Genomic DNA, 24,692 nt, shown 5'->3' on the forward strand with positions numbered 1-24,692 from the left:
GCGGCGCCCCCGTCGCGTGGTTCAGTGTTTGACGGGCTTGCGGAAATGCTGGATGCCCCAGGCGAGGTGGCCGTCATCTGCGGCCTTCACCCAGTTCTGCAGGCCAAGCGCCATCTTGTCGAGATACTCCGCCGAGCACCCCTTCCCGCGCAGCTCGTCATAATGCGCAAGCAGATCTTCGCGGACCCGGGCGTAATGCGTCCTCAGGTCGCCGACCGCATCTTCCTGCTGCACCGTCTCGAAGCCAAGCGCCTCGGCGGTCTCGCGGTAGAACCCCGGCGAACCCAGGCTGTTGAGTTGCAGCCGGTCATAGACGGGCTGCAGCACCCCTTCGGACACCTCGTCTACCTGCATCGGGTCGGTAAAGATCAGGTGACCGCCCGGTTTCAACACCCGGAACGCCTCTGCCAGGACCTGGTCGCGCTGGTCGGAATGCAGGAAGGCATCCTGGCTCCAGACCACATCGACACTCTCGTCGGCCTCGGGTACGTCCTCGAACACGCCGTGGCGAATGCTGATCTTGTCGGCCAGCCGTGCAGCGCGGACCTTGCCCAGATTATACTCGTTCTGCGTCTCGGAAATGTTCAGGCAGACAGCCTCGCAGCCGGTATTCTTCACCACTGTGCGCATCGCCCCGCCATAGCCCGCACCAAGGTCCAGAACCCGGGATCCGGCTCTCAGGCCGGGCAGCGCCTCGATCATGCTTTCGATCGTCAGGTCGCTGGCTTCGCGGATGTTCTTGGTGGTCGCGTAACGCCCGATATGCAGGTCCTCGCCACCCCAGATGGTCGAGTAGAACGTATCGGCATCGTCACTGTCATAGTAGGTTTCCGCGACATCACGGATGTCCACCTGCCCATCGGCACCGTTGCCGCCCCAGCGGGCCACATGCTCGGCCGATTTCTCGGCGACGTGGATGAAGAAGTCGGGTTCCTCCTCGGCATAGGTGTCCTGGAAATCGCCATAGGTGCGCACCCGCTCGAACCCGGCTTCGCGGAACAGGCGGCGCATGTAATCCTTGCGGATCGGGCAAAGGTTGAGCGTGTAGGACGCCCCGTCGGCGAAGTCATAGCGCATCCGACACAGACCGTCGTCGATATGCTCGGGTTCGGCGCTGACGTCATCGCCGCAATAGTAATACTTGTGCTTGCTGGAAAACCCCCTGTCGAGCATCGCGTCGTAGTTCCGCTGGTCGAGGATCAGCACGCCATCATGCTTGAGCGCGGCGTAGAACTCGGCCAAGGCGCGGCGACGGTCCTGCTCTTCGTGCAGGTGGGTGAAAGAGTTGCCAAGGCAGATGATCGCGTCGTACTTGCCGTGAATGTCACGGTTCAGCCAGCGCCAGTCCGCCTGAGCCGTCTTGAGGATCAGGCCGCGGCTCTGGCCGTTCTCGAAGGCCTTGGCGACCATTGCCGCGTTGCCGTCGGCGGCGGTGACGTCAAAGCCCGCCTTGGTCAGGCGCACCGAGTGAAAGCCGGTGCCGCAGGCCACGTCCAGCACGCGTTCCTTGCCGCGCGCCTTCAGGATGTCGATGAAAAACTGCCCTTCGCTCTCGGCCCGTCCGGCCCAGTCGATCAGCTCGTCCCATTTGTCAACGAAACTCGTGACATATTCCTTGCGGTAATGTCCCGTCTCGCGGTCCGCCAGTGGATCCTTGCTGTAGGTCTGCTTGGTCATGGTCAGTTCGGCGTTGCTGGCGACATCGCTGGTCATGTCTCTCTCCGTTGTCTGATGACGGCAGCGCGCACTCGGCCGTACCCGGGGGCCCGGATCCCGCAGTGCGGAATACGGAGACGGTGCCGTCAAGGTTTTCGTTGTTCAGTCCGCACGTCGTCGCGTGGGCAGATCCCTGTGATCCTTAGCGGTCGGGCCTATTTGCACCTCGCCGCCCAGCCGGAAAACTTCGCCTATAGAAGTTTTGACCAGCCGTTGATCTCCTATTGGTTACCTTTTCAAGTGACGAGTATTCAACCTTTGTGTGCGGAATTTTCATGAAATCTGGAAAGATTTCGCTCAAGTCACTATGCTAACGTAAAAATTTTTGGCGCTCAAAAATTCATCGTCACGCCTCGTAGACCAAAATAACGGAGAATCACGCTTAAAGCCACTTCAGGTTATGCTTAGATAGCCTAAGTTTATGGGAGGCTCGAGCGATACCGGATGTGATCCTTCGTTCAGTCACCTCGTATGAGGTGGTAGGAAACGCGCCAATAGGCCCCGCCATCTGAGTTGGTACACCTTTACGTTTAGGTAACGAAGAATAACAAAAAGCAAACAGGCGACGTACTCGGGAGGTATGCCAAGCCAAAGGCCCCCATGATAGAGGTGCCCCCTCAGGTGACCCAGCATCGCTGAATTACCCTGAGCATGACCGCTCATCGGCTTCGCCTTGGGAAGACCCAGTTCTCGGAGTTCTCCTCGAAGACGAAGCAGCCCTAGCGCCACCTTAGGTGGACAGTCTCCGTCTTGGTCTTTCAGGGCATGGCCACCTGAAAGTACTCCTCCCCCAGAACCTGAGCAACAGCCACAGACCAGCGCCTGCGAAAGCGTTTGCGCCCCCCAGAGAGTTCATCAACGTACTTGAGTTTCATCATCATCACCATGGCGAATGTGTCCCATATGTGTCCCGTTTTGTGTCTCGGGATGGGCGCTAGGTGCCTGATATCCTTGAAAAACAGGGCCTTCAAGTGGCCTTGGTGGTGCCCCCACACGGACTCGAACCGCGGACCTACTGATTACAAATCAGTTGCTCTACCAGCTGAGCTATAGGGGCACGAGCAGGTCATTAGCGATGAATCCACCGCGGTTCAAGAGGGTTTGTGACCTGTGGCCGCAGGGGGAATGCGGTTTCACTTCGCCCAAAACCGCTTATATTGGCCCCTGAACCAGAAAAAGAGGCGCAAGGTCCCCCATGCAGGTCGCACTCCACGCAGGCGCACATATGACGGATGAGGACAGGTTGATTACCTGCCTCGCCGAAAACCGCGAGACGCTTGCGCGCTTCGGCACCAACGTGCCGCCGCCGCCAAGCTATCGCAAACTTTTGCGTGACATCCTCCAGCATGCGCAGGATGCGGGGCTTGCGGGTGATGCGCGCGACGTGGTGATCGACGCGATCAGCACCGAGGACGTCACCGACAGGCTCGTGCTCTCCAACCAAGGATTCTTCGGCACGCCCAAGATGGCGGTCGGCGGGCCGATCCTCTACCCGGCGGCGGATATGCGGCTCAGCCTGTTCTGGCAGATTTTCGCAGGCGACGAGATCGAGCTTTTCCTCGGGCTGCGCAACCCGGCGATGTTCCTGCCCGCCTTGCTGCGCGGCACGCCCTACACTTCCGTCGCGCGTCTTCTCAACGACAACGATCCCGCCGACATGCGCTGGTCCGAGCTGATCGCACGGATCCGCAGCGCCCATCCGGACATGCCGATCACCGTTTGGTGTAACGAAGATACCCCGCTGATCTGGTCGCAGATCGTGCGCGAGATGGCCGGGATTGATGCCACAGTGCCGATCGCCGGCGAATTCGCGCTACTGTCCGAGATCATGACCAAGCCGGGCCTGCAACGCTTTCACGCCTATCTGCAGGCGCATCCCAACATGACCGAGGTGCAGAAACGCCGTGTGATCGCGGCCTTCCTCGACAAGTTCGCCGACGAAGAGGCGATCGAAGAGGAACTCGACGCGCCAGGCTGGACCGACGAGATCGTTGCACGGCTCAGCGACCTTTACGACGAGGACCTCTACGAGATCCAGCGCATCGACGGGGTGCAGATGATCACCCCCTGACAGGCCATTCACGCGACCTGCGGCACGTGTTAAGCTAAGAGCAATGTTCGCCGCACACAGCGGTGAAGGTGGCGCGGCAAAGACGAGGCAGGTGGTGACCCAAAGACTCGGCATACGCCCTTTGGCATTGATGCTTGCGCTGCTCATCGGCGGCGGCTCGGCCCTCGCCGAGAGTGGCCAGACCACCACGTCGGCCCACCCGCCCGCCGGGTTGCTGTGGAACAGGACCGGCCTGCCAGCGGTGTTTCCGCTGCAAGTCAAGACGCCACCGGGGCCGGATTATCACCTGACCCTGATCGACACGCAGACCGGCGAGGCCGCGCTTGCCGCCTATATCAAGGGCGGCGCATTCTTCAGGGTGCTGGTGCCGCCGGGCACATTCCGCCTCCGCTTTGCCACGGGCAAGGCATGGCAGGGTGAAGACGTTCTGTTTGGCGAAGGCGACGCGACATATCGCTTTGATCTGCGCCGCCCACTGACCTTCGAGACGCGCGGTCTAGCCACCAAGGCGGGCCACATCGTGACGCTGACGCCCGGTACATCCGACGAGATCACAAGCGCCGCGCGCAAGGATCAGCTCATTTGCCAGTCCTTCAGACCGGGGTTTGCATCTCGCGCGCGCTCACCTCTCGACCGTCGGGCAGATCAAGGACCGCAGCACAAGGGTGACCTCACCATCGGCGATCTCATGTTCTATGAGCCTCTTGCTCGACCGCGCCATGACGTGCGGTCCCGCTACTGCGGCTAAACGCTCGGTCGCCCCCGCCGGATGCTGCATTACGCCACGCAACAGCCCAATCGCCCAAGAAAAATTCTGGTGTCAGCAGACCTTGATCGTCGGCACGCCACTGACGATCTTGCCACCATGGGCTGTGCCGTCACCGATCCGCATGACCCCCTTGCCATTGATCTTGACCCGCGACGAGCCTTTGACATGCTTGTCGGGGCCGGGCATGCCAGTGCACATTGCCGCGCCCCCCTCGACCGCCCATGGAATGCCATTGAAGGTCACATGCGATTGACCCGGGGTTATGACCGGGCCGCCGACATGCGGTTTGGGGCCGGGATCGACCTTGGGGCAGACATGCATCATGCCTAGGATCGCAAGGGGTTTGCTGGACATGTCAGGCTCCTGGTTCCGGGGCGTCGGCAATCTGGGTGAGAAGGGCGTCAGCCTCATCCTCGGACGGCGGCTGAACACGCAGCGGCATACCTTTTTCCAAAAGGTCGAACCGCGTACTGACCAACCTGTCACCCGACATCGCGTGCCGTTGCAGCACCTGAGGTGTACCATAGGTCTCGCCGAACACTGCGTCCAAGCCTTTCATGAAGCGCGCCACTTGTTCCGCGTCGAACTGTGGCAAGTAGGTATTAAGATGCTGCGGGCGGTAGAACTTGAAATAATAGGTATTTTTCTCGTCATCCTGGACCTTGATGAATTTCTTCAGCTGCGTCTTGAGCTTGATCATAGGCTGGCGCGTGTGGAACATGATACCCCAGTTTTGACCATAGCCCTCCTCGACATACCAGTCCCACGCATCGCCGTAGCGGCGCAATTCGACCAACCACGGGCCAACATCTCCCAGTTCCTCGAAGGCCGCGCCGTCAAAGAGACAGCGCGCGGGCTCCGAGAACGCCTCGACGCAGATCGGGATATCAGGGCTGATTGAAGCATCGAGCAAAAGAAAGGCCTTGAGTGGTGGGGTATCGCCGTCCCTGGCCTGTGCCAGCGCGGAGGCGTCGGCTGCGAGCGGATCGAAGATCAGTGCATCCAAGGCCAACTCAATGGCCTCTTTCTCGGGCGGGGGAGAGATGAATTCGGGCAGGTCCATCAGGCGGTTCCTCCAGGTACGGCTTGTGGCCAGTCGAGTTCGAGAACCTGTGCAATAAGCACTTCCCGGTCCTCGGCGTCGAGTTCGAAGTCATCGGGATCGTGGAGCAGACGCGAGATGCGCATGGCCTGCAACGGGTGCAAGCGGCCATTGAGGACGCGCCGCACGACCCGGTCTAGAAGCTGCACATCCGTCAGCCCCTGATCGCGCCAATACTGCGCAAAGCGGGCGACCGATGCCGCGCCATCGTCAAGTCCGAAGAAGTCGGCGGCGCTGTGCGCACCATGCTTCGTCTGTATATAGCGGACGGCGTCGGCGTCCTGTGCGATATCGGCGCGCTCAAAGAAGCTGTTGGGCAGTTTCATGTCACGGTCCCCCGGAATCGATTGGACCAAAGTCGGTCGAGGCAGAACGCATCGCGAGCCTCCAGATAGGGTTTGAGCCATTTGCTGGAAATCTTCTGCTCGGCATAGAGCAGTACCATGCGTTCCAGCACAGCGGCATCTCGACCAGTATCAAGATAGGCGTCGGTTTTCGCGCGCAGTATATGAGCACGGCGCATGTTATTGAGCGGGACAAGAGGGTGGCTGACAAGAACACCGGGCACGATGTTGATGTGAAACTTGGTTTTTTGCCAAGTGTCGAAATAGCTGTCGTGATTCTTGGCGATTGCCTCTTTCGCGGCCGCGTTTGCCGGGTCGTTGAGCGCCTCTTGGTAGTCGATGGCAAAGTCGCGCATGACATCTAGCACTGGGCTTTCGACCTGCGTGGTGATGTCATCGTACTTTGCGGCCCACCGGCAGGCATCGACCCAAAAGTGACGATACGGAAATTCGTGGGCGGTGCCGACAAGCCCGTTTTCCAGCCAATCGTAGAAACGATCCAGATCAGTCCGCGCCATCCCCGAGAAATCATCCTTGCGCAAGGCGGCACCGACAAGATGTTTCCAGCGGACCCAACCCATGACATTTTCTGCATCGTAGACGGCTATGGGCGCGGCCTCGGTCGCACGCACGAAAATCTGGCGCAGCGCCTCGGGGTCGTCAAGCGTCAAGCCGACCATCGGTACCAGTTCCCAGATGCCTTCAAGCGAGAGCAAAATGGCCAATTCACCCAGATGGTTGTCCGTGTAGCGGTCTATGAACGGTGTGGAGATCATGGCACAGGCACCAGATTGCGCGGCGGCTTGGGGTGCCGGACCAGCGGAAAGCATTAATTCGGACGGGTAATGTTTCACTCTGCCAGCACCTGAGAAACCGCGCGCAAGACGTTTCCAAGCCGCTCCATGTCTACTGCGGTCGGGCAGCGTGTCGAATCATCGAGCAGGTTTGAAAGCTCGCTGAGATCGTCATCGAGCGATCCGATCGGAAACGCCCCGGCAAAATCCGTTTCGAGGTCAAACATGTCTTCTGTTGGCACGGACTGGTAAAGGTGCTTGCCAGTGAGGGTGACCTCGTGAATGCCACGCTCCTTGTATTGATCGACGACACGCTGCGACAGGGCCGCAAGCACCGCCAGATTCAAAGACTCAGGGGCGTCCATCATTGAATTTCCAAAGCTCCCTCTATCTCTCGAAGCGGCCGAACTGTTGCGAACTCAACCGCAGAGTCATGCCTATTTCCCATTGCACTCCTGCGCGAACGGCTTGTCCGAACTCAGCGCATCCACCTGATCGGGCGCGCCTGAGGTGAAATCGACCTTGGGCGACTTGATCTTGAGGTGCTTGGCCTTGATCGTGATCCCGCTGCTGTCGATGATGATCGTCCCGCCGGGGCCGCCGATGATGAACTTGTCCTTGGCATGCAGCGTGTGCTTGCGCGTGCGCGAGAAGATGCTCTTCTTGGCCTCCAGATCGTAATCCTCGCCGACCTTGGTCTGCATCAGCTTGCCCACCGAGGTGGTCAGCACGTTGCCGACCAGAAGGTTCTTGGCCAGGCCCACCTGTTCGGTCGAGCCCTGACCGACGGTCTCTTTCTTGTATTTCTCGACGGTCAGATTCATTGTCCCCGTGGACGGCATGATGCTCTGCAGGAGCCGCCCCATCATGGCCCCCTTGCCCAGCTGGTCGGCACCGCCCGCGTGACGATGCCCGCCGGACCCTGTAAACTGTCCTTTCATGGCAATCGCGGCCAACTCGCGCGGCAGGTCGCTGACCCCCGCCACGATCCCGGCAAAACCCGCGACACCGGACCCTGCCCCGGCTTTCTGCACGCCTTTCTGCATGAACTTGCCGCCCGCCTGCACCAGCGGCATGAGCATCTGCAAGAGCCCCGCACCGTTGCCCCCGACAGAGATGCTCTTGTTCGCACCAACCCGCTCCATCGCGTTGGCCGCCACGTTGAGCGACGCATTCGCCCCGATCTGTTCGACGCGGTTGGCCGAGATGTTGGCGCTTTGATCGTTCAGAACCCGGATCGTCTGGTCCTTCTGCGCGTGAATGGCCATATTTTCCTGACCGGCCTGCGCCTCGAAGCTGATCTCGTTGAACCCCTCGCCCTGGTGGGTATCGGCGCGGATCACATGCTTGGTCTTGTGCGCCGGCAACTGGTAGGGGCGCGCGGTCTTGCCGTTGAACACACAGCCTGTGACCATCGGCTTGTCCGGGTCGCCATCGAGGAATTCAACGACCGCCTCCATGCCGATGCGCGGAATGACCATGCCGCCATACTCGCCCGCCGCAGAATGTTGCAGCACGCGGCAGCGCATCGAGTAGGCAGCGTCCAGATCCCAGTGGAACTGCACCAGAATGCGCCCGTAATCGTCGCAGTCGATTTCCCCCTTTCCCACCACAAACGCGGTCTGCGGACCGTGGATGCGCGGCACCGGCGTGACGCGCTCGGGCAGGATCGGCGCGTCGATCGGGGTCAGGACATAGCTGCCCTCGTAGGAGGCGTCATCGGCCGCCCGCGCACCCGAAATATAGGCATTGGCGACGTAGGAATGGCGCACTTCCAGGCAGACCAGCGTGCCAGGGGCCCGCCCGGGAATCTCTTCGCCCGTAAGATCGATCGACATGCCAGAGCAAAGCTGCGGCGCATTGCCCGCAAGCTGTTGACGATGCTCGGCGGATTGCCCCTGATCGAGCCGCAGCTTGCTAAGCCGATTGCCAAGACCCGCCTCGAGATAATCGCCGGGATAACTATAGGCCTCGATCACGGAATGTGGATGATCCTTGTCCGCAATCGAACCCACTTCCATCGCGGCCTTGGGTTTCTTGAAATTGAAATCAGTCAGCTTGACCGCTCCGGTCCGCAACCCGCGCCCCGACTTCCAGTCCCAGAAATGCTCGTCGTCGTGATTGTGGTCCGAGATCGAGTTGATGTAGTCGCGGCGGCCCCCAGCAATGACCGAAAAGCTCAGCGGGTCGTCGATCAGGACAAGCGTATGCGCCCCTTCGCGATGATCGAAGCAATATGTGATCCCGAAACGCTCCATCTGGCGGCAGGCGAAATTGAAATCAGTCTCGTTGTATTGAACGGTATATTCGAGGACCGGGTAATCCTGCGTCAGGCGGTTTTCGAACAGGGGGTGCGACGCGGCGGTCCAGTCGCCGAACACCTCTTCGATGATCTCGACCACCGTCTTGTCGTGAAAAATCCGCTGGTTTCTGCGCTGATCGGCCAGCCAGAACCATGGCCGGAGCGTGATCGCATAGAGAAACCCGCCATCGCCGACACCCAGGGTTTCGGCCTCGACCACGATACCATCGTAATATTTCGGGCCGTGCCGCGCATTGCTGAAGGCGATATGCGCATGCGTGCCCATCAGCGATTGCAGGTCCAGATCGGGTTTGAGCGAAATCGCCTCGACGCGGTATTCGAACAGCCGGTTGATGGCGTCGGTGCCATTAAATTGAAGCAGCACCAGTTCCTGATCTCCCAGAATGGTGGTCAGAATGGCGGGGCGTCGGTCCTGCTTCAGCGCAACGTTCATAATGTAAACTCACCTTAAGCGCACAATTAATCTCTTGATGATAGCGTCGACCAAACGATTCCACCATATGGAGATTCGGCACGCCGTTCAGGCCAACACGCGAGACGCGCGCAGGACGGAGTTTCGACATCTGGCGCAACGCCTTCTGGCATGGCGCAATGGTCACGTGTTCGCAACAGGATAACGGGCTTGCATACCGCCGCCGCGGCGGCTCAGGGATGGTGTGCCAGGGCAGGAAAAACGCCTGCGGACAAGACCAGCCACAGCCTTCGGGTCAAGGATCAAATGTCGTTGGTGGCAATGCACCGCTCCGGCATTACGCCATGCCGAGCGCTTCCTTGTACATCTCCAGAACAGCCTCTTCTTCGGCGATATCGTCCTTGTCGCGTTTGCGCAGCGCGATCACCTTGCGCATGACCTTGGTGTCGTAGCCGCGCGCCTTGGCCTCGGCCATGACCTCTTTCTGCTGGTCGGCGAGGTCTTTCTTCTCGGCTTCCAGCCGCTCGAACCGCTCGATGAACTGGCGCAACTCATCTGCGGTCACGCGATAGGTGCTGTCGGACGTCATATCGTTCATTGGGGCCTCCGCTCTGGACAGGGCGCATGACTAGCGGCGCACGGGTCGCCATGCAAGCGGCATCTGTGCGCGGGGCTTGCAGGACGCAGCACTTTCGCTTACGCGCAGGCGCAATCATCCGCTGACCAAGGAGAGAACCCGCAATGGAAGTCCTGATCTGGCTCGGAGCCGCTGTATCGCTTGGCGGGTTGGTCGGGCTTGTCTGGTGCATCCTCACCGTCTGGAAAGCCCGCCGCGCAGGCCAATCCGACACCGAACTGCGCGCCACCATTCAACGGGTCATGCCGCTCAATACCGGCGCCTTGTTCCTGTCGGTGCTTGGCCTGATGATGGTGGTCGTGGGCATCATGCTCGGCTAAGCCGCCAAATCTGCACGCTTAGACCTTGGTGGCCGACACCGGCGGCGTCACCCGCCGCTTGAGCATCGCCTCGCGCCACGAGATGAAGCTCACCGAGCCGACGATCACCGTGCCGCCCAGCACCACGAACATGTCCACACCCTCGCCAAAGACCAGCGCACCCAACAGCACGGCCCACACGAGTTGCAGGAAAGTCACCGGCTGCGTCACCGTCAACGGGGCTGAGCGAAACGCCAGCGTCATCGTGTAATGCCCTCCCGTGGCCAGGCACGCCACGCCGAAAAGCACCCCCAACTCCCACCATGTAGGCGTCACCCAGACCGCCCAGGCCATGGGTGCCAGACCCGCCGTCACGGTGATCGACAGCATTGCCACCACCACCCCCGCGCTGACCCGGCCCGATATCATCTTGGCCAGCAAATAAGAGCCGCCAAAAAAGATTGCGGTGAACAGCATCGCCAGGTGCCCGGTGCCCACTTCGCGAAATCCCGGTCGCAGGATGATCAGCGCGCCACATAGCGCCACCACCACCGCCATCACCCGGCGCGCCGCCAGCGTCTCGCCAAGGAAAAGGGCCGCGCCGAGCGTTACATAGATCGGCGACAGGTAATTCATCGCCGTCACATCGGCGATCGGAATGCGCGCCATCGCATAGAACCAAAGCCCGACGCCCAAGGTATGGAACGCCCCACGTGCGCCGATCAGACCCCAGGTGCCCCTGTCCAATCTCAGATCGCGCAGCGTGGTCAGCAGTGGCAGCAGAAAAATCAGGCCCATCGCATAACGCAGAAACGCCGCCTGCGGGGCGGGCACCCGCGTGCCCAGTACCTTCACCAGCGCCGTGACCCCCACAAAGAGAATCCCCGTCACCACCATCCAGAACACGCCCCATCCGGGACGCGCGGCGGCCTCCGCCGAAATGCCCTCATTCGCGCTCATGGCATGTATTAATTCACGCCGCGCACCATCTGTCGAGCGTGCCCGGCCTGCTTTCCCATGCGTCAGACACAACACCACGTCCCACTTTACGCATAGCTCAGGGCAGCGGAATGAACTCCGCGTCATCTCCCGGCGGCAGCCTGAACCGCCCCTCTGCCCAGTCACCGGCGGCCCATTCTGCCTTGGCCGCCTCGATCTTCTCGCGACTGGAGGCTACGAAATTCCACCAGATATAACGCGGCCCGTTCAGCGTCTCGCCGCCCAGCACGATCAGCCGCGCGCCCTGCCCGCCTGCGCGCAGGCTGATCCGGTCGCCGGGGCGAAAGACCATCATCTGCCCGGCCTCGAACATCTGCCCCGCCACCTCGACCGCACCCGAGATCACGTAAACGCCCCGATCCTCGTGATCCTCCGGCAGTGGCAGGCCCGCCCCCGGCTCAAGCCGCACGTCGGCATAGAATATGTCGGTAAAGGTGCTGACCGGTGCTGTCGCGCCCCAGGCGCGCCCCATGATCAGGCGCGCCTGCGCACCGCCCGCCTCCAGCACCGGCAGCGCGTCCTTGCCATGATGCTCGAAACTGGCAGTTCGCTCCTCCTCGGCATCCGGCAGCGCCACCCATGTCTGGATACCGAAGAGCTTGCTCTCACCGCGCCGGGTGGCGTCGCTCGTGCGCTCCGAATGGGTCACACCGCGCCCCGCCACCATCCAGTTGACCGCGCCGGGATGGATCATCTGATCGGTCCCCAGACTGTCGCGATGCTGAAACTCGCCGTCGAACAGATAGGTCACCGTGCCCAGCCCGATATGCGGATGCGGGCGCACGTCGATGCCCTGCCCGGTCAGAAACTCCGCCGGGCCCATCTGGTCGAAAAAGATGAACGGCCCCACCATCTGCCGTCGCGGCGCGGGCAGCGCCCGGCGCACCTCGAACCCGCCAATATCGCGGGCGCGCGGCACGATCACGGTCTCTATCGCGTCGGGCCCCGCGTCAGGGCAGACGGGCTCAACTGTCGGGTTCCAGCTCATCGCGCATCCTCCATCGTTGTGTCCAGAATAGCACGATCACGCCCGCCGCTCAGCCCCCAGCCCCGCACAGACCCTGTGCAGGCTCACCCCATCAGCAGGCTCGCGGCGATCGCCCACATCACCGCCCCCACGCCCGCGTCCAGCACCCGCCAGCTGACAGGGCGCTGAAAAAACGGGGCCAGCAACCGCGCGCCATAGCCCAATGCGAAGAAGAACACGAAACTCGCGCAGACCGCGCCGATGCCGAACCCCAGCCGGTCCTCGTATTGCGCCGAGACCGAACCCAGAAGCACCACCGTATCGAGATAGACATGCGGATTGAGCCAGGTCAGCGCCAGACAGGTCAGCACCGCGCGCCGCAGGCTGCCCGCGCCTTGGCCTGCCTCCAGCACCGCCCCGCCGCGCCAGGCGGCCCGGAAACTGCGCGCGCCGTAAACCAGCAGGAACGCCGCCCCGCCATAGCGCATCACCCGCTCCAGCCCCGGCACCCGTTCGGCCAGCACGCCAAAACCGCTGACCCCCGCCGCCACCAGCATCGCGTCGGAACAGGCACAGACCAGCACCATCGCCAGCACATGCTCGCGCCGCAGCCCCTGCCGCAGCACAAACGCATTCTGCGCCCCGATCGCGAGGATCAGCGAAAATCCAAGCGCGAACCCCGCCAACCCTGGCTGCATGCCCCTGCCCCTTCTTCTTGGTAAAAATACTCACAAGCCCGACGCCGCCGTCCTCACCACGGATTGCCTATCGCGCGGCACCGCATTATCCAAATTGATTATCTTTATCTAGCATAAGTATATCTGATGTCCGTTCCCTCCGACCACCTCGCCACCCTCTCCGCGATCCTGCACACCGGCAGTTTCGAGGGCGCGGCGCGGCATCTCGGGCTTACCCAATCGGCCGTTTCGCAGCGGCTCAAGGCACTTGAATCCCGCATCGGCGCGCAGCTGATCCACCGCACCACCCCCTGCACGGCAACCGCAGCCGGAGAGCGCCTCGCCGCCCATGCCGATCAGGTGGCACTGCTCGAATCCCGCCTGACCCGGGATCTCGCGGGGTTGGCCCCGGCCCCGCAAACCCGGCTGCGCCTCGCGATCAACGCCGACAGCCTCGCCACCTGGCTGCCCGACGCGCTTGCTCAACTGACGGGCCATCTCTTCGATCTGGTGATCGAGGATCAGGACAGCGCCCATGATCGCCTCACCCGGGGCGAGGTTCTGGGGGCGCTCACCTCGCGCGCGGCTCCGCTGCCCGGCTGCGCCGTCACCCCCCTCGGACGGCTGCGCTATATCGCTACCGCGAGCCCCGCCTTCATCGCCCGACACTTCAGCGCGGGGGTCACCGCCGAGACGCTCGCCACCGCCCCGATGCTGCAATTCGACAGCCGGGATCAGCTGCAACACCGCTGGATTATCCAAGCGACAGGGGCCATGCTCACGCCGCCCTGTCACCGGCTACCTTCGTCCGAGGGCTTTGCCACTGCCGCGCGCCTCGGCCTTGGCTGGGGTATGAACCCCGAGCCGCTCGTGGCACAGGATCTCGCACACGGCACGTTGCGCGCGCTCATCCCCGACACGCCGCTCGACACCCCGCTTTACTGGCAATCCTCGCGCCTGATGGGCACGGCACTTCAGCCTGTCACCCGTGCGTTGCGCCGCGCCGCGCGCATTGGCCTGCTACCCCCGGAGTGACGCAAAAGGCCGCCCCCAAAGAGAGCGGCCTTGCTTCATCTTACCAAAAAATATCCAACCCACGACGGGAGCCGTCAAAGTTGCTCCATCACCTCGTCCGAGGCCTCGAAATTGGTGGTGACGCGCTGCACGTCATCGTCATCCTCGAGCGCCTCGATCAGCTTCATCAGCTTTTGCATGTTCTCGAGGTCCATTTCGGTGGTGGTGGTGGGTTTCCACACCAGTTTGGTCGATGTGCTTTCGCCGAGTTCCGCCTCGAGGGCATTGGACACGTCGTTGAGGTCCGTATCGGCGCACCAGATCACATGGCCGTCCTCGGCGCTCTCGACATCCTCGGCACCCGCCTCGATCGCGGCCATCATCACCGTGTCGGCATCGCCCACATCGGCGGGATAGGTGATTTCGCCCTTGCGTTCGAACATGAAACCGACACTGCCGGTCTCGCCTAAGTTGCCGCCATTCTTGGAAAAAGTCGAGCGCACGGTCGATGCGGTGCGGTTGCGGTTGTCGGTCATCGCCTCAACGATCACGGCCACGCCGTTGGGGCCGTACCCTTCGTACCGGATTTCTTCATAATCCTCGGCGTCGCCGCCCGATGCCTTCTTGATGGCGCGCTCGATATTGTCCTTGGGCATCGACTGCGCCTTGGCCTCCTTGATCGCGAGGCGCAGGCGCGGGTTCTTGTCGGGGTCGGGGTCACCCATCTTGGCGGCGACGGTGATCTCCTTGGAAAACTTGGAGAAAAGTTTCGCCCGCACGGCATCCTGCCGCCCCTTGCGGTGTTGAATATTCGCCCATTTGGAATGGCCGGCCATGGTGCCTTCTCCTGACTCTTCGGAAATCTGCCGCCTTTTATCCGCTGTCGCGCAGCAGGGCAACGCCCCTCTCACACGGCCTGGCTGCGGGGCGGTATCACGTCGGTATTGCGTCGGTTTGATATATGTCAACTAAACTGGACACTATCCCTGATAGCCTGAGTTGACAGGAGAGGGAGACAACACCATGCGTATCGTGCTCATCCACCCCAACTATCATTCCGGCGGCGCCGAGATCGCGGGAAGCTGGCCGCCCGCCTGGGTCGCCTATCTGGCGGGCCATCTGCGCGATGCGGGTTATGATGATGTGCAGTTCATCGACGCCATGACCAACCATCTCGACGACGACACCCTGCGCGCCCGCCTGCGCGAGTTGCAGCCCGACGTGATCGGCGTCACCGCCATCACCCCGTCGATCTACGTGGCCGAGAACATCCTCAAACTCGCACAGGAGGAAGTGCCGGGCGCGCTGCGCGTGCTGGGCGGCGTGCATGCCACCTTCATGTACAAGCAGGTGCTGTCCGAGGCGCCCTGGGTCGATGTCATCGTGCGCGGCGAGGGCGAGGAGATTTTCCTGAACCTGATCCGCGCGGTGGATCAGGGCGAATGGCCCGCCGCGCGCGGCGCGATCAAGGGGCTGGCCTATCTCGACGGCGACACGATCAAGGCCACACCGGCGGCGGCGACGGTCAAGGACCTCGATTCGATCAATCCCGACTGGTCGCTGCTGGAATGGGAGAAATACATCTACGTGCCCTTGGGCAAGCGTGTCGCCATCCCCAACATGGCGCGTGGTTGCCCGTTCACCTGCTCGTTCTGCAGTCAATGGAAATTCTGGCGCGATTACCGCGTGCGCGACCCGAAAAAGGTCGTCGACGAGATCGAGAACCTCGTGAACAACCACGGCGTCGGCTTTTTCATCCTCGCCGACGAGGAGCCGACCATCAACAAGAAGAAATTCGTCCAGTTCTGCGAGGAGCTGATCAAGCGCGACCTGCCCGCCCGCGTGCAATGGGGCATCAACACCCGCGTCACGGATATCTACCGCGACCGCGATCTGCTGAAATTCTACCGCAAGGCGGGGCTGGTGCATGTCAGCCTCGGCACCGAGGCGGCGGCGCAGCTGAAACTCGACCAGTTCAACAAGGAAACCAAGGTCGAGGAGAACAAGGAGGCGATCCGCCTGCTGCGCGAGGCGGATATCTTTACCGAGGCGCAGTTCATCGTCGGGCTTGATAACGAGACCCCCGAGACGCTGGAGGAAACCTTCCAGATGGCCTGGGACTGGCAGCCTGATCTGGCCAACTGGGCGATGTATACGCCGTGGCCGTTCACGCCGCTCTTTCAGGAGTTGCGCGATCAGGTCGAGATCTTCGATTTCTCGAAATACAATTTCGTCACGCCGATCATGAAACCCGCCACCATGACGCGCGGCGAGTTGCTTGACGGGGTGATGAAGAATTATCGCCGCTTCTACATGCGCAAGGCGCTGTTTCACTATCCCTGGCGCGGCACCGGCTATCGGCGGCGCTACCTTCTGGGCTGTCTCAAGGCGTTTCTCAAGGCCGGGTTCGCCCGCACCTTCTATGATCTGGGCAAGGCCGGGTATTGGGGCCCGCAGACCAAGAACAAAGTCAGTTTCGACTTTGACGAGAGCCGCACCATCGCCGAGGCGCAGATGGAGGATTGGGAGGCCAGCGCCGACCGCGCCGCGCGGGCGGCAGAGCGCCGCGAGGCGGTGCGCGCCCAGATGAAGGACCGCGCGGGTGAGCGCAGCCAAGGCTTCAAGATGCCCAACGGGGCCGAGGTGCGCGCCTGCGGTGGATCTACCGAGCAGATGGATGCCTGACGGCGGGCACATGCCCGCGCGCATTGGCCCCAACGCAGTGCTGCAACTCGCCCCGGTGATGGATCGGATGGTGGGCGAGGCGGCGCGCCACGCGCTCTTTGCGCCTGTCGGCTTTGATCCGTTGCCCGGTGCGGAGGCGATGATCGACGAGCGCCCGGTCGCCGCGCTGCACCGTGCCTTGCGCCGGGACCATCCCGACGTTGCGGACCGGATCGCGAGGTCCGCAGGTGCCGCCACCGGCGACTACATCCTTGCCAACCGCATCCCCCGCGCCGCGCAAACCCTGTTGCGTGCGCTACCAGCATCCCTCGCCGCGCCGCTTCTCACGCGTGCGATCCTCGCGCATGGCTGGACATTTTGCGGCAGCGGTCAGTTGACGGCGACGGGCCGCGACCCGGTGACGTTCTCCCTTGAGAGCAACCCGATTCCGCAGGTGGGCGAGAGCGCCACGCCGGTCTGCCACTGGCACGCGGCTTGCTTTGAGCGGCTGTTCGCGCGGCTTGTCCATCGCCGGTCGCAGGTGATCGAAACCGCCTGCTGCGCCACCGGGGCCCCGGCCTGCCGGTTCACGGTCTCATGGCGCTGACGGGGTGGTGACGGGCGGCAGGCGCGGGCGCGGCTGCACCAGCGCAAGGCCGAGGATCATCAGGCCAAGGGCTGCCCAGACATAGCCCGAATAGACCTCGGCCAGCAGCGCGACGGACCACAGCACGCCGAACCCGGTCACCAGATACGAGACCTGCGCGGCAAACACCGATCCCGCGCGCCCCACCATCCAGACATAGCCCGAATAGACCACCGCGTGCGCCAGCGCAGAGAGCACCAGCGCCCCCTCGGCCACGCCCCAGGGCGGGCGCGGGTCGATCCACTGCCCCGACAGCACCGCCACCGGCAGCATCACCACGAGCCCGACCAGCGAGGCACCGGTAATGAGTTGGATCGGGTCGAGCCCTGCCGTGCCCCAGCGCGCGATCGCGTTGCCCTCGCAGGCATAGCAGAACGGGGCTATGAGGGCGACTGGGATGATGGCGGCCATCGCCGGGTCCGGCAGGCTCGCCTCGGGCCCGATCAGCAGCACGATGCCCGCCATGCCGCAAACCAGCCCGCCGAGCCGGATCAGGCGAAAGGTGTCGTTGCCCAGGGCAAGGGCCACCGGAAAGGCCATCATCGGCACCGTCGAGAGCAGGATCGCCAGCACCCCCGCCGGCAGGTGCTGGGCGGAGTAGTAGTAGGCCCAGCCCGGCAGGATCGTGCCCAGCGCCGCGACCATCAGGTAACGCCCCAGCGTGGCGCGCCCGAAGACCGGCCACCGGCCCCGCGCGAGGCACACCGCGCCCAGGACCGTCACCACGATTACCTTCTCCCAGAAGATCAGGCCGAAGGGCTGATGCCCGGTGCTGACCGCCAGCTTGCCCAGCGGCACCGACAGGCCCCAGCCCGCGCCCATCGCCACCAGAATGGCCGTCAGGCGCAGCCGGTCCGCCATCTCAGGGGGCCGATTGCGGAAGCCGCCCGCCCTGCCGCACCATCTCGATCCGCGTGGCGCGGCCGGTGGCGTCGTCGGTCTCGACATAGACGCCCGAGAGCGTGACCGCCCCCATCGCGGGGGTGAAGCGTTCGCGGCCCATGCCGGTCACGAAGCGGCGCATCGGCTCGGTCTTGTCCATGCCGATGACCGAATTGTAATCGCCGCACATGCCCGCATCGCCCTGAAACCCGGTGCCGCCGGGCAATATCTGGGTGTCGGCGGTGGGAATATGGGTGTGGGTGCCCACCACGAGGCTGGCGCGGCCATCGCAGAAATGCCCCATCGCCATCTTTTCACTGGTCGCCTCGCAATGCACATCAACCAGCGCCGCCTGCACCGCGCCGCCCAGGGGATGGGTGCGCAGCGTGGCGTCGATGGCCGAGAACGGATCATCAAAAGCGCGGCGCATGAAGACGTTGCCCAGCACCTGCGTCACGAGGATCTTGCGCCCGCGCCCGTCGGTGAAGACACGGTGCCCGCGCCCCGGCGCTACCTTGGAATAGTTCAGCGGGCGGAGGATGCGGGTGTCGCGCTCGATCGCCTGCAACATGTCCTTTTGATCGAAGGCATGATCGCCCAGCGTCACGCAATCGGCCCCGGCCTCGAACAGACCCTTGGCATGCGCGCCGGTGAGGCCCATCCCGCCCGAGGCGTTCTCGCCATTGACCACCACGAAATCGAGTTTCCACGCCGCGCGCAGGCCGGGCAGTTTGTCCGCCACCGCCGCGCGCCCCGCGCGCCCCATCACATCACCGAGAAACAGTATTTTCATGGCACCCCTGTTAGGGGCAGGCGGGCCAAAGGGCAAGCGGATGCAAGGCCGCCCTGCGCTTCATCTTGCCCTAAATACTCAAGTCCCGATGCGATACCGCGCCTTGTAGTCGACCGGGAAGTTCACCGAGCGCGCGATAAAGCAATAGTCATGCACCCGCGCATGCAGCGCATCGGCCTGTTTGAGATCGCTGCCCGGGGCCACGGTGATCCGGGGCCGCAGGGTGGCGCGCAGGAAGCGGCTGGCACCTTTAGCATCGGTCTCACCCACCGCCAGCGGATCATCCTCGTAGCCCGTTACCACGATACCCGCGTCGCTCGCCAGATGCAGGAACCACAGCATGTGACAGGCCGACAGCGCGGCGATCAGCATGTCCTCGGGATTGTGCAGCGTCGGATCGCCGCCCAGGAGCGGATCGTTCGAGCAGTGAATCACCGGCTTGCCCGGTGTCTCGACGTTCCACGTCCGGGCATAGCCCTTGTAGTGCCGCGTCCCCTCGCCCCGATTGCCGGTCCAGATGACACGGGCGGTATAATCATGTTCGGCCATCGGCCCCACTCCTGCTCAGAACGAGATCACCTCGGCCTCTGTCACCACCATGTCGAGCGGCTGATCGGTCGGCTCCAGCGGCAGGCCCTCGGCCTCCTGCGCGGCATAGGCGAACCCGATCGCCAGGGTCGGGCGGCGGCTGCGCAACCGCTCCAGCGTGCGGTCATAGAACCCGCCGCCATAGCCCAGCCGCCCGCCCGCGCGGTCAAACGCCACCAGCGGCACGATCAGGATTTCCGGTTCGATGAACCGGTCGACCTCGGGCACCATCGCACCGAACGGCCCCTCGCGCAGCGCGCAGCCCGGCTCCCACAGCGAGAAATCGAGCGGCAGGTCCGCGCCCGCGATGACCGGCACGGCAACAGGGCCATGCGCGGCCGCCTCGGCCATGGCCGGCAGGGGGTCGATCTCGGAGCGGATCGGCATGTAGCCCGCAAGGGGCACGCCGCGATAGCCCGCCAGAACGCCCGAGAGCAGGCCCGCGCCCGCCCCGGTATCGGCCCGGTGCGCCGCCGCCCGCCGGGCGAAGGCGGCCTTGCGCGCCGCCTGCTTGATCTCTGCCAAATCGCTCATAACAGGAACATCGCCGCCAGCCCCAGGAAGGCGAAGAAGCCGACCACATCCGTCACCGTTGTCACGAACGTGCCCGAGCCCAGCGCCGGGTCTACCCCCAGCCGATCCATGACCACGGGAATGCCCGCCCCGGCAAACCCCGCAACGACCAGATTGATGACCATTGCGGCGGCGATCACGTAGCCAAGCTCGGGCCCGCCGAACCACACCACCCCCACGATGCCCATCGTGACGGCGAAGATCACACCGTTGATCAGCCCCACCAGCACCTCGCGCATCAGCACGCGCCAGACGTTCGAGCCGGTCAAATCCTTGGTCGCGAGCGCCCGCACCGCCACGGTCAGCGACTGCGTCGCGGCATTGCCCCCCATCGAGGCCACGATCGGCATCAGCACCGCCAGCGCCACCAGTTGCGCGATGGCCGCCTCGAACTGCGCGATCACCAGCGAGGCGAGAATCGCCGTCGCGAGGTTCACTGCCAGCCACGGCACCCTTTGTTTCGAGGTGGCGATCACGCTGTCGTTGAGCCCGCCCTCACCGACACCGGCAAGGCGCATGATGTCCTCTTCGTGTTCTTCATCGAGCACGATCATCGCGTCGTCGATGGTGATGACGCCCACAAGCCGCCCCTCTTCATCCACGACCGGCGCGGAAATCAGGTGATACTGGTTGAAGGCATAGGCCACGTCGCCCTCGTACTGGGTGACGGAGATCACGTGAAACGTCTCTTCCACCATGTCCTTGAGCGCCACGTCGCGCCGCGCCGCCATGATCCGCCCCAGCGTCACGTTGCCCACCGGATGCAGGCGCGGATCGACCAGAATGATGTGATAGAACTGCTCCGGCAGGTCCTCTGCATTGCGCATGAAGTCGATCACGTCGCCCACGCTCCAATGCTCGGGCGCCATCACCACTTCGCGCTGCATCAAGCGGCCTGCGGAATATTCCGGATAGGTCAGTGATTGCTGCACCGCCAGACGGTCACTGTCCTCGAGATATTCGAGGATCGCGTCCTGCTGCTTATCCTCAAGGTCCTCGACCAGATCGACCACGTCATCGGAATCAAGCTCGCGCACCGCCTCGGCGAGAACCTCGGGATGCAAGAGGCCGATCACCTCTTCGCGAATCGACTCGTCGAGTTCCGACAGGATGTCGCCGTCGAATTCGCCGCCATAGAGCGTGATCAGCCGCCGCCGGTCATAGGCGTTGCTCTGCTCCAGAAGGTCGGCGATGTCGGCGGGGTGCAGCGGCTCCATCTCGGCCCAGAGCATCTCGCGGTCATCGGTATCAACGGCATACATGATGCGCGAGACGACCTGCTTGCTCAGCGGATAGCCGTCCTCGTCGCGTTCGTGCTCCGTCTCCTGATCCTGCTCTGCCATCTCGCCCTCCCGTCACGCCGCCTTGGCGCAGGAGTACTCAAGCGCTGCGCGAAAAACAATGACATTGGGATGATTTACCCCGGCTTCTGCCGCGCGTATCGTGGCGCTGCACAGCCCTTGGCCAGACAGGCACCATGACCGACCAGACCCTTCTCACCGGCCAGATCCTGGCCTTTGACCGCGCGCCCTTCGATGGCGACCCGGCGAACGCCGCCCGCCTGCACGAGGCGCTGGTGATCAAGGGGGGTCATATCGCCGCCATCGGCCCTGCGGCCGAGTTGCGCGCCGCCTATCCGCAGGCCCGGCATCGCGACATGGGCGCGCATGTGATCACCGCGGGCTTTGTCGATGCGCATGTCCATTACCCCCAGACCGCAATGATCGCCAGCTGGGGCAAGCGCCTGATCGACTGGCTGAATACCTATACCTTTCCCGAAGAGATGCGCTTTGCCGATCCCGCCTATGCCGCCGAGATCGCCGGGCGCTATCTCGACCTGACGCTGGCGCATGGCACCACCACCACCGTCAGCTATTGCACCATCCACCCCGCCAGCGTGACGGCGTTTTTCGAGGCGGCGCAGGCGCGCGGGCTGCGCGCGGTGGCGGGCAAGACCTGCATGGATCGCAACGCGCCCGACGGCCTGTGCGACACGGCGCAATCGGCCCATGACGAGTCGCGCGCTCTGCTGGAGCGCTGGCACGGGGTGGACCGCCTGTCCTACGCCATCACCCCGCGCTTTTCGCCCACATCCTCGCCTGAGCAACTCGAGGCCCTGGGCAGCCTTTGGGCAGAGCACCCCGACTGCCTGATGCAGACCCATCTGAGCGAGCAGACCGACGAGATCGAGTGGGTGCAATCCCTTTACCCGCAGGCGCGCGATTATCTCCACACCTATGAGATGCACGGGCTGTTGCGCGCGCGCGGGCTCTACGGCCATGCCATCCACCTCACCCCGCGCGAACGGGATCGGCTGCGCGAGGTGGGCGCGGCGCTGATCCATTGCCCCACCTCGAACACCTTCATCGGATCGGGGCTGTTCGACATGGCCGCCCGTGTGGCCGAGGGTCAGCGTGTGGGTCTTGCCACCGATACCGGCGGGGGATCGTCCTTTTCGATGCTGCGCACCATGGCGGCGGCCTATGAAATCGGCCAGCTGACCGGCACGGCCCTGCACCCGGCGCAGCTATTGTGGCTTGGCACCGCCGGGTCGGCGCAGGCGCTGCATATGGGCCAACTTATCGGAAATATCGCCCCGGGGATGGAGGCCGACCTGGTGGCGCTCGATCTCGGTTCGACCCCCGCCATCGCGCAGCGCGCGGGGCGTGCGGAGGATATATGGGAGGCGCTCTTTCCGACGATCATGATGGGCGACGACCGCGCGATTTCGCAGGTCTGGGTCGCCGGGTGCGCGCTCTGAGCGGTTCGCGGGCAGACAAACGGGAGCACCGCCCTATCTCTTGCTCCGGACAGTGACAGGAGCCTGCAATGACCGACAGCACCCCCGCCCGCCATCTTGCCGACGCGGTTCAGGCCATCGACGCCCAGTTCGGCGAGGGCTATGCGCGCGAGCATCCAGACCTCGTCGCCAGCCTCGTTCAGAGCGCCACCATCGAGGCCGCCGTCGCCACCGGCTATGGTGCGCATCAGGAGGCGCTGGCCGCCGCGCACCGGATCAGCGCCGAGATGGGCGAGACGATCCTGAAACTGAAACCGCGCATCTTCGGCTGAGGCTACACCCGCTCTGCCAGACGCCACGCCAGCCGATTCTGCTGCGCGATGACCTGTGGCATATCGAGCGTGGTCAGATGCCCGTCGCGTACCACCTGACGGCCCTCGACGAAGAGGTCGCGCACTTTCTGCGGCCCCGCCAGCACCAGCGCGGCGGGATCCCAACTGCCTGCACTCTCGATGCCGCTGACATCCCATATCGCGATATCTGCGCGTTTTCCCGGGGAAATCTGGCCGCAATCCTCGCGCCCCAGAACCTGCGCACCGCCGCGCGTCGCGATCTCCAGCGCCTCGCGTGCGCTCATCGCGTCCGCCCCGCGTGACACCCGCTGCAACAGCATCGCCTGCCGCGCCTCGCCCATCAGGTTGCCCGAATCATTGCTGGCCGAGCCATCGACGCCCAGCCCGACCCGAACACCACGGTCCCGCATCTCGCGCACCGGCGCGATCCCCGAACCCAGGCGGCAGTTGGAACACGGGCAATGCGCAACGCCGGTCATTGTTCTTGAAAACAAATCAATCTCTTGCCCGTCCAGTTTAACGCAATGCGCATGCCAGACATCCGGGCCGGTCCAGCCCAGATCCTCGGCATATTGCCCGGGTCGACAGCCGAACCTTTCCAGCGAATAGGCGACGTCTTCGGCATTCTCGGCCAGGTGGGTATGCATCATAACCCCTTGATTGCGGGCAAGATTGGCAGATTCGCGCATCAAATCACGGCTGACCGAGAACGGCGAGCAAGGAGCGACACCCACCCGACACATCGACCCCTCCCTTGGGTCGTGAAAGCGATCTATGACGCGAATACAATCACTTATGATGTATTTCTCATCTTCTACCAGCGCATCCGGTGGCAAGCCCCCGGCGCTCTCACCGATGCTCATCGCGCCGCGCGTGGGATGAAACCGCAGCCCCACTTCGACCGCCGCCGCGATGGTATCGTCAAGCCGCGCGCCATTCGGAAAAAGGTAGAGATGATCGGAACTTAGGGAGCACCCTGAAAGTGCAAGCTCGGCCAACCCGACCATCGTCGAGACGTGCATTTCCTCGGGTCCGAACCGCGCCCAGATCGGGTAGAGCGTCTGGAGCCAGCCGAACAAGAGCGCATCCTGTCCGCCCGGCACGGCCCGGGTAAGTGTCTGAAATAAATGATGGTGTGTGTTCACAAGCCCGGGCGTGACCACGCATCCGGTGGCCCGGATCACCTCGCCCGACGTTTCCAGCCCATGCCCGACCTGCACGATCACGCCATCGCGCATCAGGATATCCGCGCCCTGCATCTCCTGGCGTGCGTCATCCATGGTCAACAGATGATCAGCGTCCTGAATCAGGTATTCTTTCATGAGACCG

Annotated in this window: 26 protein-coding genes and 1 tRNA gene; 8 read left to right on the forward strand and 19 right to left on the reverse strand. The window is 63.3% G+C overall.

Annotated features, from left to right (window positions below):
* Positions 1-21: 21 nt before the first annotated feature.
* Positions 22-1,713 carry a glycine/sarcosine N-methyltransferase gene (locus RID11_RS02920; RefSeq protein ID WP_350135868.1) on the reverse strand — a complete coding sequence of 564 codons (1,692 nt, stop codon included), beginning with the start codon at positions 1,711-1,713 and terminating at the stop codon, positions 22-24.
* 984 nt (positions 1,714-2,697) lie between these two features.
* Positions 2,698-2,773 (reverse strand) — tRNA-Thr (locus tag RID11_RS02925).
* Positions 2,774-2,911: 138 nt separating this feature from the next.
* Here RID11_RS02925 and RID11_RS02930 point away from each other — a divergent pair.
* Both RID11_RS02930 and RID11_RS02935 read left to right on the forward strand, forming a co-directional pair.
* A complete protein-coding gene (locus tag RID11_RS02930; protein ID WP_350135870.1) occupies positions 2,912-3,787 on the forward strand; it encodes a hypothetical protein in 876 nt (291 codons plus the stop codon).
* A 130-nt stretch (positions 3,788-3,917) separates the two neighbouring features.
* On the forward strand, positions 3,918-4,535 hold the full coding sequence (locus tag RID11_RS02935) for a hypothetical protein (protein WP_350135872.1): 618 nt from the start codon (positions 3,918-3,920) through the stop codon (positions 4,533-4,535).
* Positions 4,536-4,607: 72 nt separating this feature from the next.
* Here the strand turns inward: RID11_RS02935 and RID11_RS02940 are convergent, their stop codons facing one another.
* From RID11_RS02940 to RID11_RS02970, 7 genes are all read right to left on the reverse strand, one after another.
* The gene (locus RID11_RS02940; RefSeq protein WP_350135874.1) at positions 4,608-4,910 is read right to left on the reverse strand and encodes a PAAR domain-containing protein; all 303 of its coding nucleotides are present in this window, start codon (positions 4,908-4,910) and stop codon (positions 4,608-4,610) included.
* A gap of 1 nt (position 4,911) precedes the next feature.
* Positions 4,912-5,619 carry a DUF4123 domain-containing protein gene (locus RID11_RS02945; RefSeq protein WP_350135876.1) on the reverse strand — a complete coding sequence of 236 codons (708 nt, stop codon included), beginning with the start codon at positions 5,617-5,619 and terminating at the stop codon, positions 4,912-4,914.
* Positions 5,619-5,984 (reverse strand): hypothetical protein, encoded by a 366-nt coding sequence (locus RID11_RS02950; protein WP_350135878.1) that lies wholly within the window; start codon positions 5,982-5,984, stop codon positions 5,619-5,621. Before RID11_RS02950 ends, RID11_RS02945 begins: the two co-directional genes overlap by 1 nt.
* Complete coding sequence (locus tag RID11_RS02955) at positions 5,981-6,856, reverse strand: hypothetical protein (RefSeq protein WP_350135880.1); 876 nt, start codon at positions 6,854-6,856, stop codon at positions 5,981-5,983. Before RID11_RS02955 ends, RID11_RS02950 begins: the two co-directional genes overlap by 4 nt.
* Entirely contained in the window at positions 6,853-7,164 is a 312-nt protein-coding gene (locus tag RID11_RS02960; RefSeq protein ID WP_350135882.1) for a hypothetical protein, read from the reverse strand. The genes RID11_RS02955 and RID11_RS02960 overlap by 4 nt, the downstream gene beginning before the upstream one ends.
* A gap of 69 nt (positions 7,165-7,233) precedes the next feature.
* Positions 7,234-9,552, reverse strand: coding sequence for a type VI secretion system Vgr family protein (locus RID11_RS02965; protein WP_350135885.1), 2,319 nt, complete (start codon positions 9,550-9,552; stop codon positions 7,234-7,236).
* A gap of 316 nt (positions 9,553-9,868) precedes the next feature.
* Positions 9,869-10,129 carry a DUF2312 domain-containing protein gene (locus tag RID11_RS02970; RefSeq protein ID WP_050661118.1) on the reverse strand — a complete coding sequence of 87 codons (261 nt, stop codon included), beginning with the start codon at positions 10,127-10,129 and terminating at the stop codon, positions 9,869-9,871.
* 143 nt (positions 10,130-10,272) lie between these two features.
* Here RID11_RS02970 and RID11_RS02975 point away from each other — a divergent pair, with 143 nt between their 5' ends.
* Positions 10,273-10,488 carry a hypothetical protein gene (locus RID11_RS02975; protein WP_350135887.1) on the forward strand — a complete coding sequence of 72 codons (216 nt, stop codon included), beginning with the start codon at positions 10,273-10,275 and terminating at the stop codon, positions 10,486-10,488.
* A gap of 18 nt (positions 10,489-10,506) precedes the next feature.
* Here RID11_RS02975 and RID11_RS02980 read toward each other — a convergent pair whose 3' ends face one another.
* The 3 genes from RID11_RS02980 to RID11_RS02990 form a co-directional block, all read right to left on the reverse strand.
* Positions 10,507-11,427, reverse strand: coding sequence for a DMT family transporter (locus RID11_RS02980; RefSeq protein ID WP_350135889.1), 921 nt, complete (start codon positions 11,425-11,427; stop codon positions 10,507-10,509).
* Positions 11,428-11,524: 97 nt separating this feature from the next.
* Positions 11,525-12,454, reverse strand: a complete 930-nt coding sequence (locus tag RID11_RS02985) for a pirin family protein (RefSeq protein WP_350135891.1) — start codon at positions 12,452-12,454, stop codon at positions 11,525-11,527.
* 83 nt (positions 12,455-12,537) lie between these two features.
* Positions 12,538-13,131 (reverse strand): LysE/ArgO family amino acid transporter, encoded by a 594-nt coding sequence (locus RID11_RS02990; protein ID WP_350135893.1) that lies wholly within the window; start codon positions 13,129-13,131, stop codon positions 12,538-12,540.
* A gap of 126 nt (positions 13,132-13,257) precedes the next feature.
* Here RID11_RS02990 and RID11_RS02995 point away from each other — a divergent pair, with 126 nt between their 5' ends.
* A complete protein-coding gene (locus RID11_RS02995) occupies positions 13,258-14,145 on the forward strand; it encodes a LysR family transcriptional regulator ArgP (protein ID WP_350135895.1) in 888 nt (295 codons plus the stop codon).
* Positions 14,146-14,219: 74 nt separating this feature from the next.
* Here RID11_RS02995 and RID11_RS03000 read toward each other — a convergent pair whose 3' ends face one another.
* Positions 14,220-14,960 (reverse strand): YebC/PmpR family DNA-binding transcriptional regulator, encoded by a 741-nt coding sequence (locus RID11_RS03000; RefSeq protein WP_350135897.1) that lies wholly within the window; start codon positions 14,958-14,960, stop codon positions 14,220-14,222.
* Positions 14,961-15,147: 187 nt separating this feature from the next.
* Between RID11_RS03000 and bchE the strand changes: the two genes are divergently transcribed.
* Positions 15,148-16,809 carry a magnesium-protoporphyrin IX monomethyl ester anaerobic oxidative cyclase gene (bchE, locus tag RID11_RS03005; RefSeq protein ID WP_350135899.1) on the forward strand — a complete coding sequence of 554 codons (1,662 nt, stop codon included), beginning with the start codon at positions 15,148-15,150 and terminating at the stop codon, positions 16,807-16,809.
* Positions 16,810-16,819: 10 nt separating this feature from the next.
* Complete coding sequence (bchJ, locus tag RID11_RS03010) at positions 16,820-17,395, forward strand: bacteriochlorophyll 4-vinyl reductase (RefSeq protein WP_350135901.1); 576 nt, start codon at positions 16,820-16,822, stop codon at positions 17,393-17,395.
* Here the strand turns inward: bchJ and RID11_RS03015 are convergent.
* The 5 genes from RID11_RS03015 to mgtE all read right to left on the reverse strand — a co-directional run bounded on the left by RID11_RS03015 (position 17,384) and on the right by mgtE (position 21,613).
* Positions 17,384-18,295 carry a DMT family transporter gene (locus RID11_RS03015; RefSeq protein WP_350135903.1) on the reverse strand — a complete coding sequence of 304 codons (912 nt, stop codon included), beginning with the start codon at positions 18,293-18,295 and terminating at the stop codon, positions 17,384-17,386. The genes bchJ and RID11_RS03015 overlap by 12 nt on opposite strands.
* A 1-nt stretch (position 18,296) precedes the next feature.
* A complete protein-coding gene (locus RID11_RS03020) occupies positions 18,297-19,109 on the reverse strand; it encodes a TIGR00282 family metallophosphoesterase (RefSeq protein WP_350135905.1) in 813 nt (270 codons plus the stop codon).
* A 78-nt stretch (positions 19,110-19,187) separates the two neighbouring features.
* A complete protein-coding gene (locus RID11_RS03025) occupies positions 19,188-19,658 on the reverse strand; it encodes an OsmC family protein (RefSeq protein WP_350135907.1) in 471 nt (156 codons plus the stop codon).
* 15 nt (positions 19,659-19,673) lie between these two features.
* Complete coding sequence (locus RID11_RS03030; protein WP_350135909.1) at positions 19,674-20,231, reverse strand: 5-formyltetrahydrofolate cyclo-ligase; 558 nt, start codon at positions 20,229-20,231, stop codon at positions 19,674-19,676.
* On the reverse strand, positions 20,228-21,613 hold the full coding sequence (gene mgtE, locus RID11_RS03035; RefSeq protein WP_350135911.1) for a magnesium transporter: 1,386 nt from the start codon (positions 21,611-21,613) through the stop codon (positions 20,228-20,230). Before mgtE ends, RID11_RS03030 begins: the two co-directional genes overlap by 4 nt.
* Positions 21,614-21,747: 134 nt before the next feature.
* Here mgtE and guaD point away from each other — a divergent pair, with 134 nt between their 5' ends.
* Together guaD and RID11_RS03045 are read left to right on the forward strand one after the other, a co-directional pair.
* Positions 21,748-23,031: a guanine deaminase gene (guaD, locus tag RID11_RS03040; RefSeq protein ID WP_350135913.1), complete on the forward strand. Its 1,284-nt coding sequence runs from the start codon at positions 21,748-21,750 to the stop codon at positions 23,029-23,031.
* A 68-nt stretch (positions 23,032-23,099) separates the two neighbouring features.
* The gene (locus RID11_RS03045; protein WP_350135915.1) at positions 23,100-23,342 is read left to right on the forward strand and encodes a hypothetical protein; all 243 of its coding nucleotides are present in this window, start codon (positions 23,100-23,102) and stop codon (positions 23,340-23,342) included.
* A 2-nt stretch (positions 23,343-23,344) separates the two neighbouring features.
* Here RID11_RS03045 and RID11_RS03050 read toward each other — a convergent pair whose 3' ends face one another.
* Complete coding sequence (locus tag RID11_RS03050) at positions 23,345-24,685, reverse strand: 8-oxoguanine deaminase (RefSeq protein WP_350135917.1); 1,341 nt, start codon at positions 24,683-24,685, stop codon at positions 23,345-23,347.
* Positions 24,686-24,692: the final 7 nt, after the last annotated feature.

The organism is Roseovarius sp. (assembly GCF_040219995.1).
Classification (GTDB): domain Bacteria; phylum Pseudomonadota; class Alphaproteobacteria; order Rhodobacterales; family Rhodobacteraceae; genus Roseovarius.

What these genes read in the sequence shown, in the direction of transcription:
- RID11_RS02960 (WP_350135882.1), bottom strand. Translation starts at nt 7,164, where the DNA reads ATGATGGACGCCCCTGAGTCTTTGAATCTGGCGGTGCTTGCGGCCCTG.
- RID11_RS02920 (WP_350135868.1), bottom strand. Translation starts at nt 1,713, where the DNA reads ATGACCAGCGATGTCGCCAGCAACGCCGAACTGACCATGACCAAGCAG.
- RID11_RS03000 (WP_350135897.1), bottom strand. Translation starts at nt 14,960, where the DNA reads ATGGCCGGCCATTCCAAATGGGCGAATATTCAACACCGCAAGGGGCGG.
- RID11_RS03015 (WP_350135903.1), bottom strand. Translation starts at nt 18,295, where the DNA reads ATGGCGGACCGGCTGCGCCTGACGGCCATTCTGGTGGCGATGGGCGCG.
- RID11_RS02930 (WP_350135870.1), top strand. Translation starts at nt 2,912, where the DNA reads ATGCAGGTCGCACTCCACGCAGGCGCACATATGACGGATGAGGACAGG.
- RID11_RS02975 (WP_350135887.1), top strand. Translation starts at nt 10,273, where the DNA reads ATGGAAGTCCTGATCTGGCTCGGAGCCGCTGTATCGCTTGGCGGGTTG.
- RID11_RS02950 (WP_350135878.1), bottom strand. Translation starts at nt 5,984, where the DNA reads ATGAAACTGCCCAACAGCTTCTTTGAGCGCGCCGATATCGCACAGGAC.
- RID11_RS02985 (WP_350135891.1), bottom strand. Translation starts at nt 12,454, where the DNA reads ATGAGCTGGAACCCGACAGTTGAGCCCGTCTGCCCTGACGCGGGGCCC.
- RID11_RS02935 (WP_350135872.1), top strand. Translation starts at nt 3,918, where the DNA reads ATGCTTGCGCTGCTCATCGGCGGCGGCTCGGCCCTCGCCGAGAGTGGC.
- bchJ (WP_350135901.1), top strand. Translation starts at nt 16,820, where the DNA reads ATGCCCGCGCGCATTGGCCCCAACGCAGTGCTGCAACTCGCCCCGGTG.
- RID11_RS02990 (WP_350135893.1), bottom strand. Translation starts at nt 13,131, where the DNA reads ATGCAGCCAGGGTTGGCGGGGTTCGCGCTTGGATTTTCGCTGATCCTC.
- RID11_RS03050 (WP_350135917.1), bottom strand. Translation starts at nt 24,685, where the DNA reads ATGAAAGAATACCTGATTCAGGACGCTGATCATCTGTTGACCATGGAT.
- RID11_RS02965 (WP_350135885.1), bottom strand. Translation starts at nt 9,552, where the DNA reads ATGAACGTTGCGCTGAAGCAGGACCGACGCCCCGCCATTCTGACCACC.
- RID11_RS02995 (WP_350135895.1), top strand. Translation starts at nt 13,258, where the DNA reads ATGTCCGTTCCCTCCGACCACCTCGCCACCCTCTCCGCGATCCTGCAC.
- guaD (WP_350135913.1), top strand. Translation starts at nt 21,748, where the DNA reads ATGACCGACCAGACCCTTCTCACCGGCCAGATCCTGGCCTTTGACCGC.
- RID11_RS02980 (WP_350135889.1), bottom strand. Translation starts at nt 11,427, where the DNA reads ATGAGCGCGAATGAGGGCATTTCGGCGGAGGCCGCCGCGCGTCCCGGA.
- bchE (WP_350135899.1), top strand. Translation starts at nt 15,148, where the DNA reads ATGCGTATCGTGCTCATCCACCCCAACTATCATTCCGGCGGCGCCGAG.
- mgtE (WP_350135911.1), bottom strand. Translation starts at nt 21,613, where the DNA reads ATGGCAGAGCAGGATCAGGAGACGGAGCACGAACGCGACGAGGACGGC.
- RID11_RS02940 (WP_350135874.1), bottom strand. Translation starts at nt 4,910, where the DNA reads ATGTCCAGCAAACCCCTTGCGATCCTAGGCATGATGCATGTCTGCCCC.
- RID11_RS03030 (WP_350135909.1), bottom strand. Translation starts at nt 20,231, where the DNA reads ATGAGCGATTTGGCAGAGATCAAGCAGGCGGCGCGCAAGGCCGCCTTC.
- RID11_RS03020 (WP_350135905.1), bottom strand. Translation starts at nt 19,109, where the DNA reads ATGAAAATACTGTTTCTCGGTGATGTGATGGGGCGCGCGGGGCGCGCG.
- RID11_RS03045 (WP_350135915.1), top strand. Translation starts at nt 23,100, where the DNA reads ATGACCGACAGCACCCCCGCCCGCCATCTTGCCGACGCGGTTCAGGCC.
- RID11_RS02970 (WP_050661118.1), bottom strand. Translation starts at nt 10,129, where the DNA reads ATGAACGATATGACGTCCGACAGCACCTATCGCGTGACCGCAGATGAG.
- RID11_RS02945 (WP_350135876.1), bottom strand. Translation starts at nt 5,619, where the DNA reads ATGGACCTGCCCGAATTCATCTCTCCCCCGCCCGAGAAAGAGGCCATT.
- RID11_RS03025 (WP_350135907.1), bottom strand. Translation starts at nt 19,658, where the DNA reads ATGGCCGAACATGATTATACCGCCCGTGTCATCTGGACCGGCAATCGG.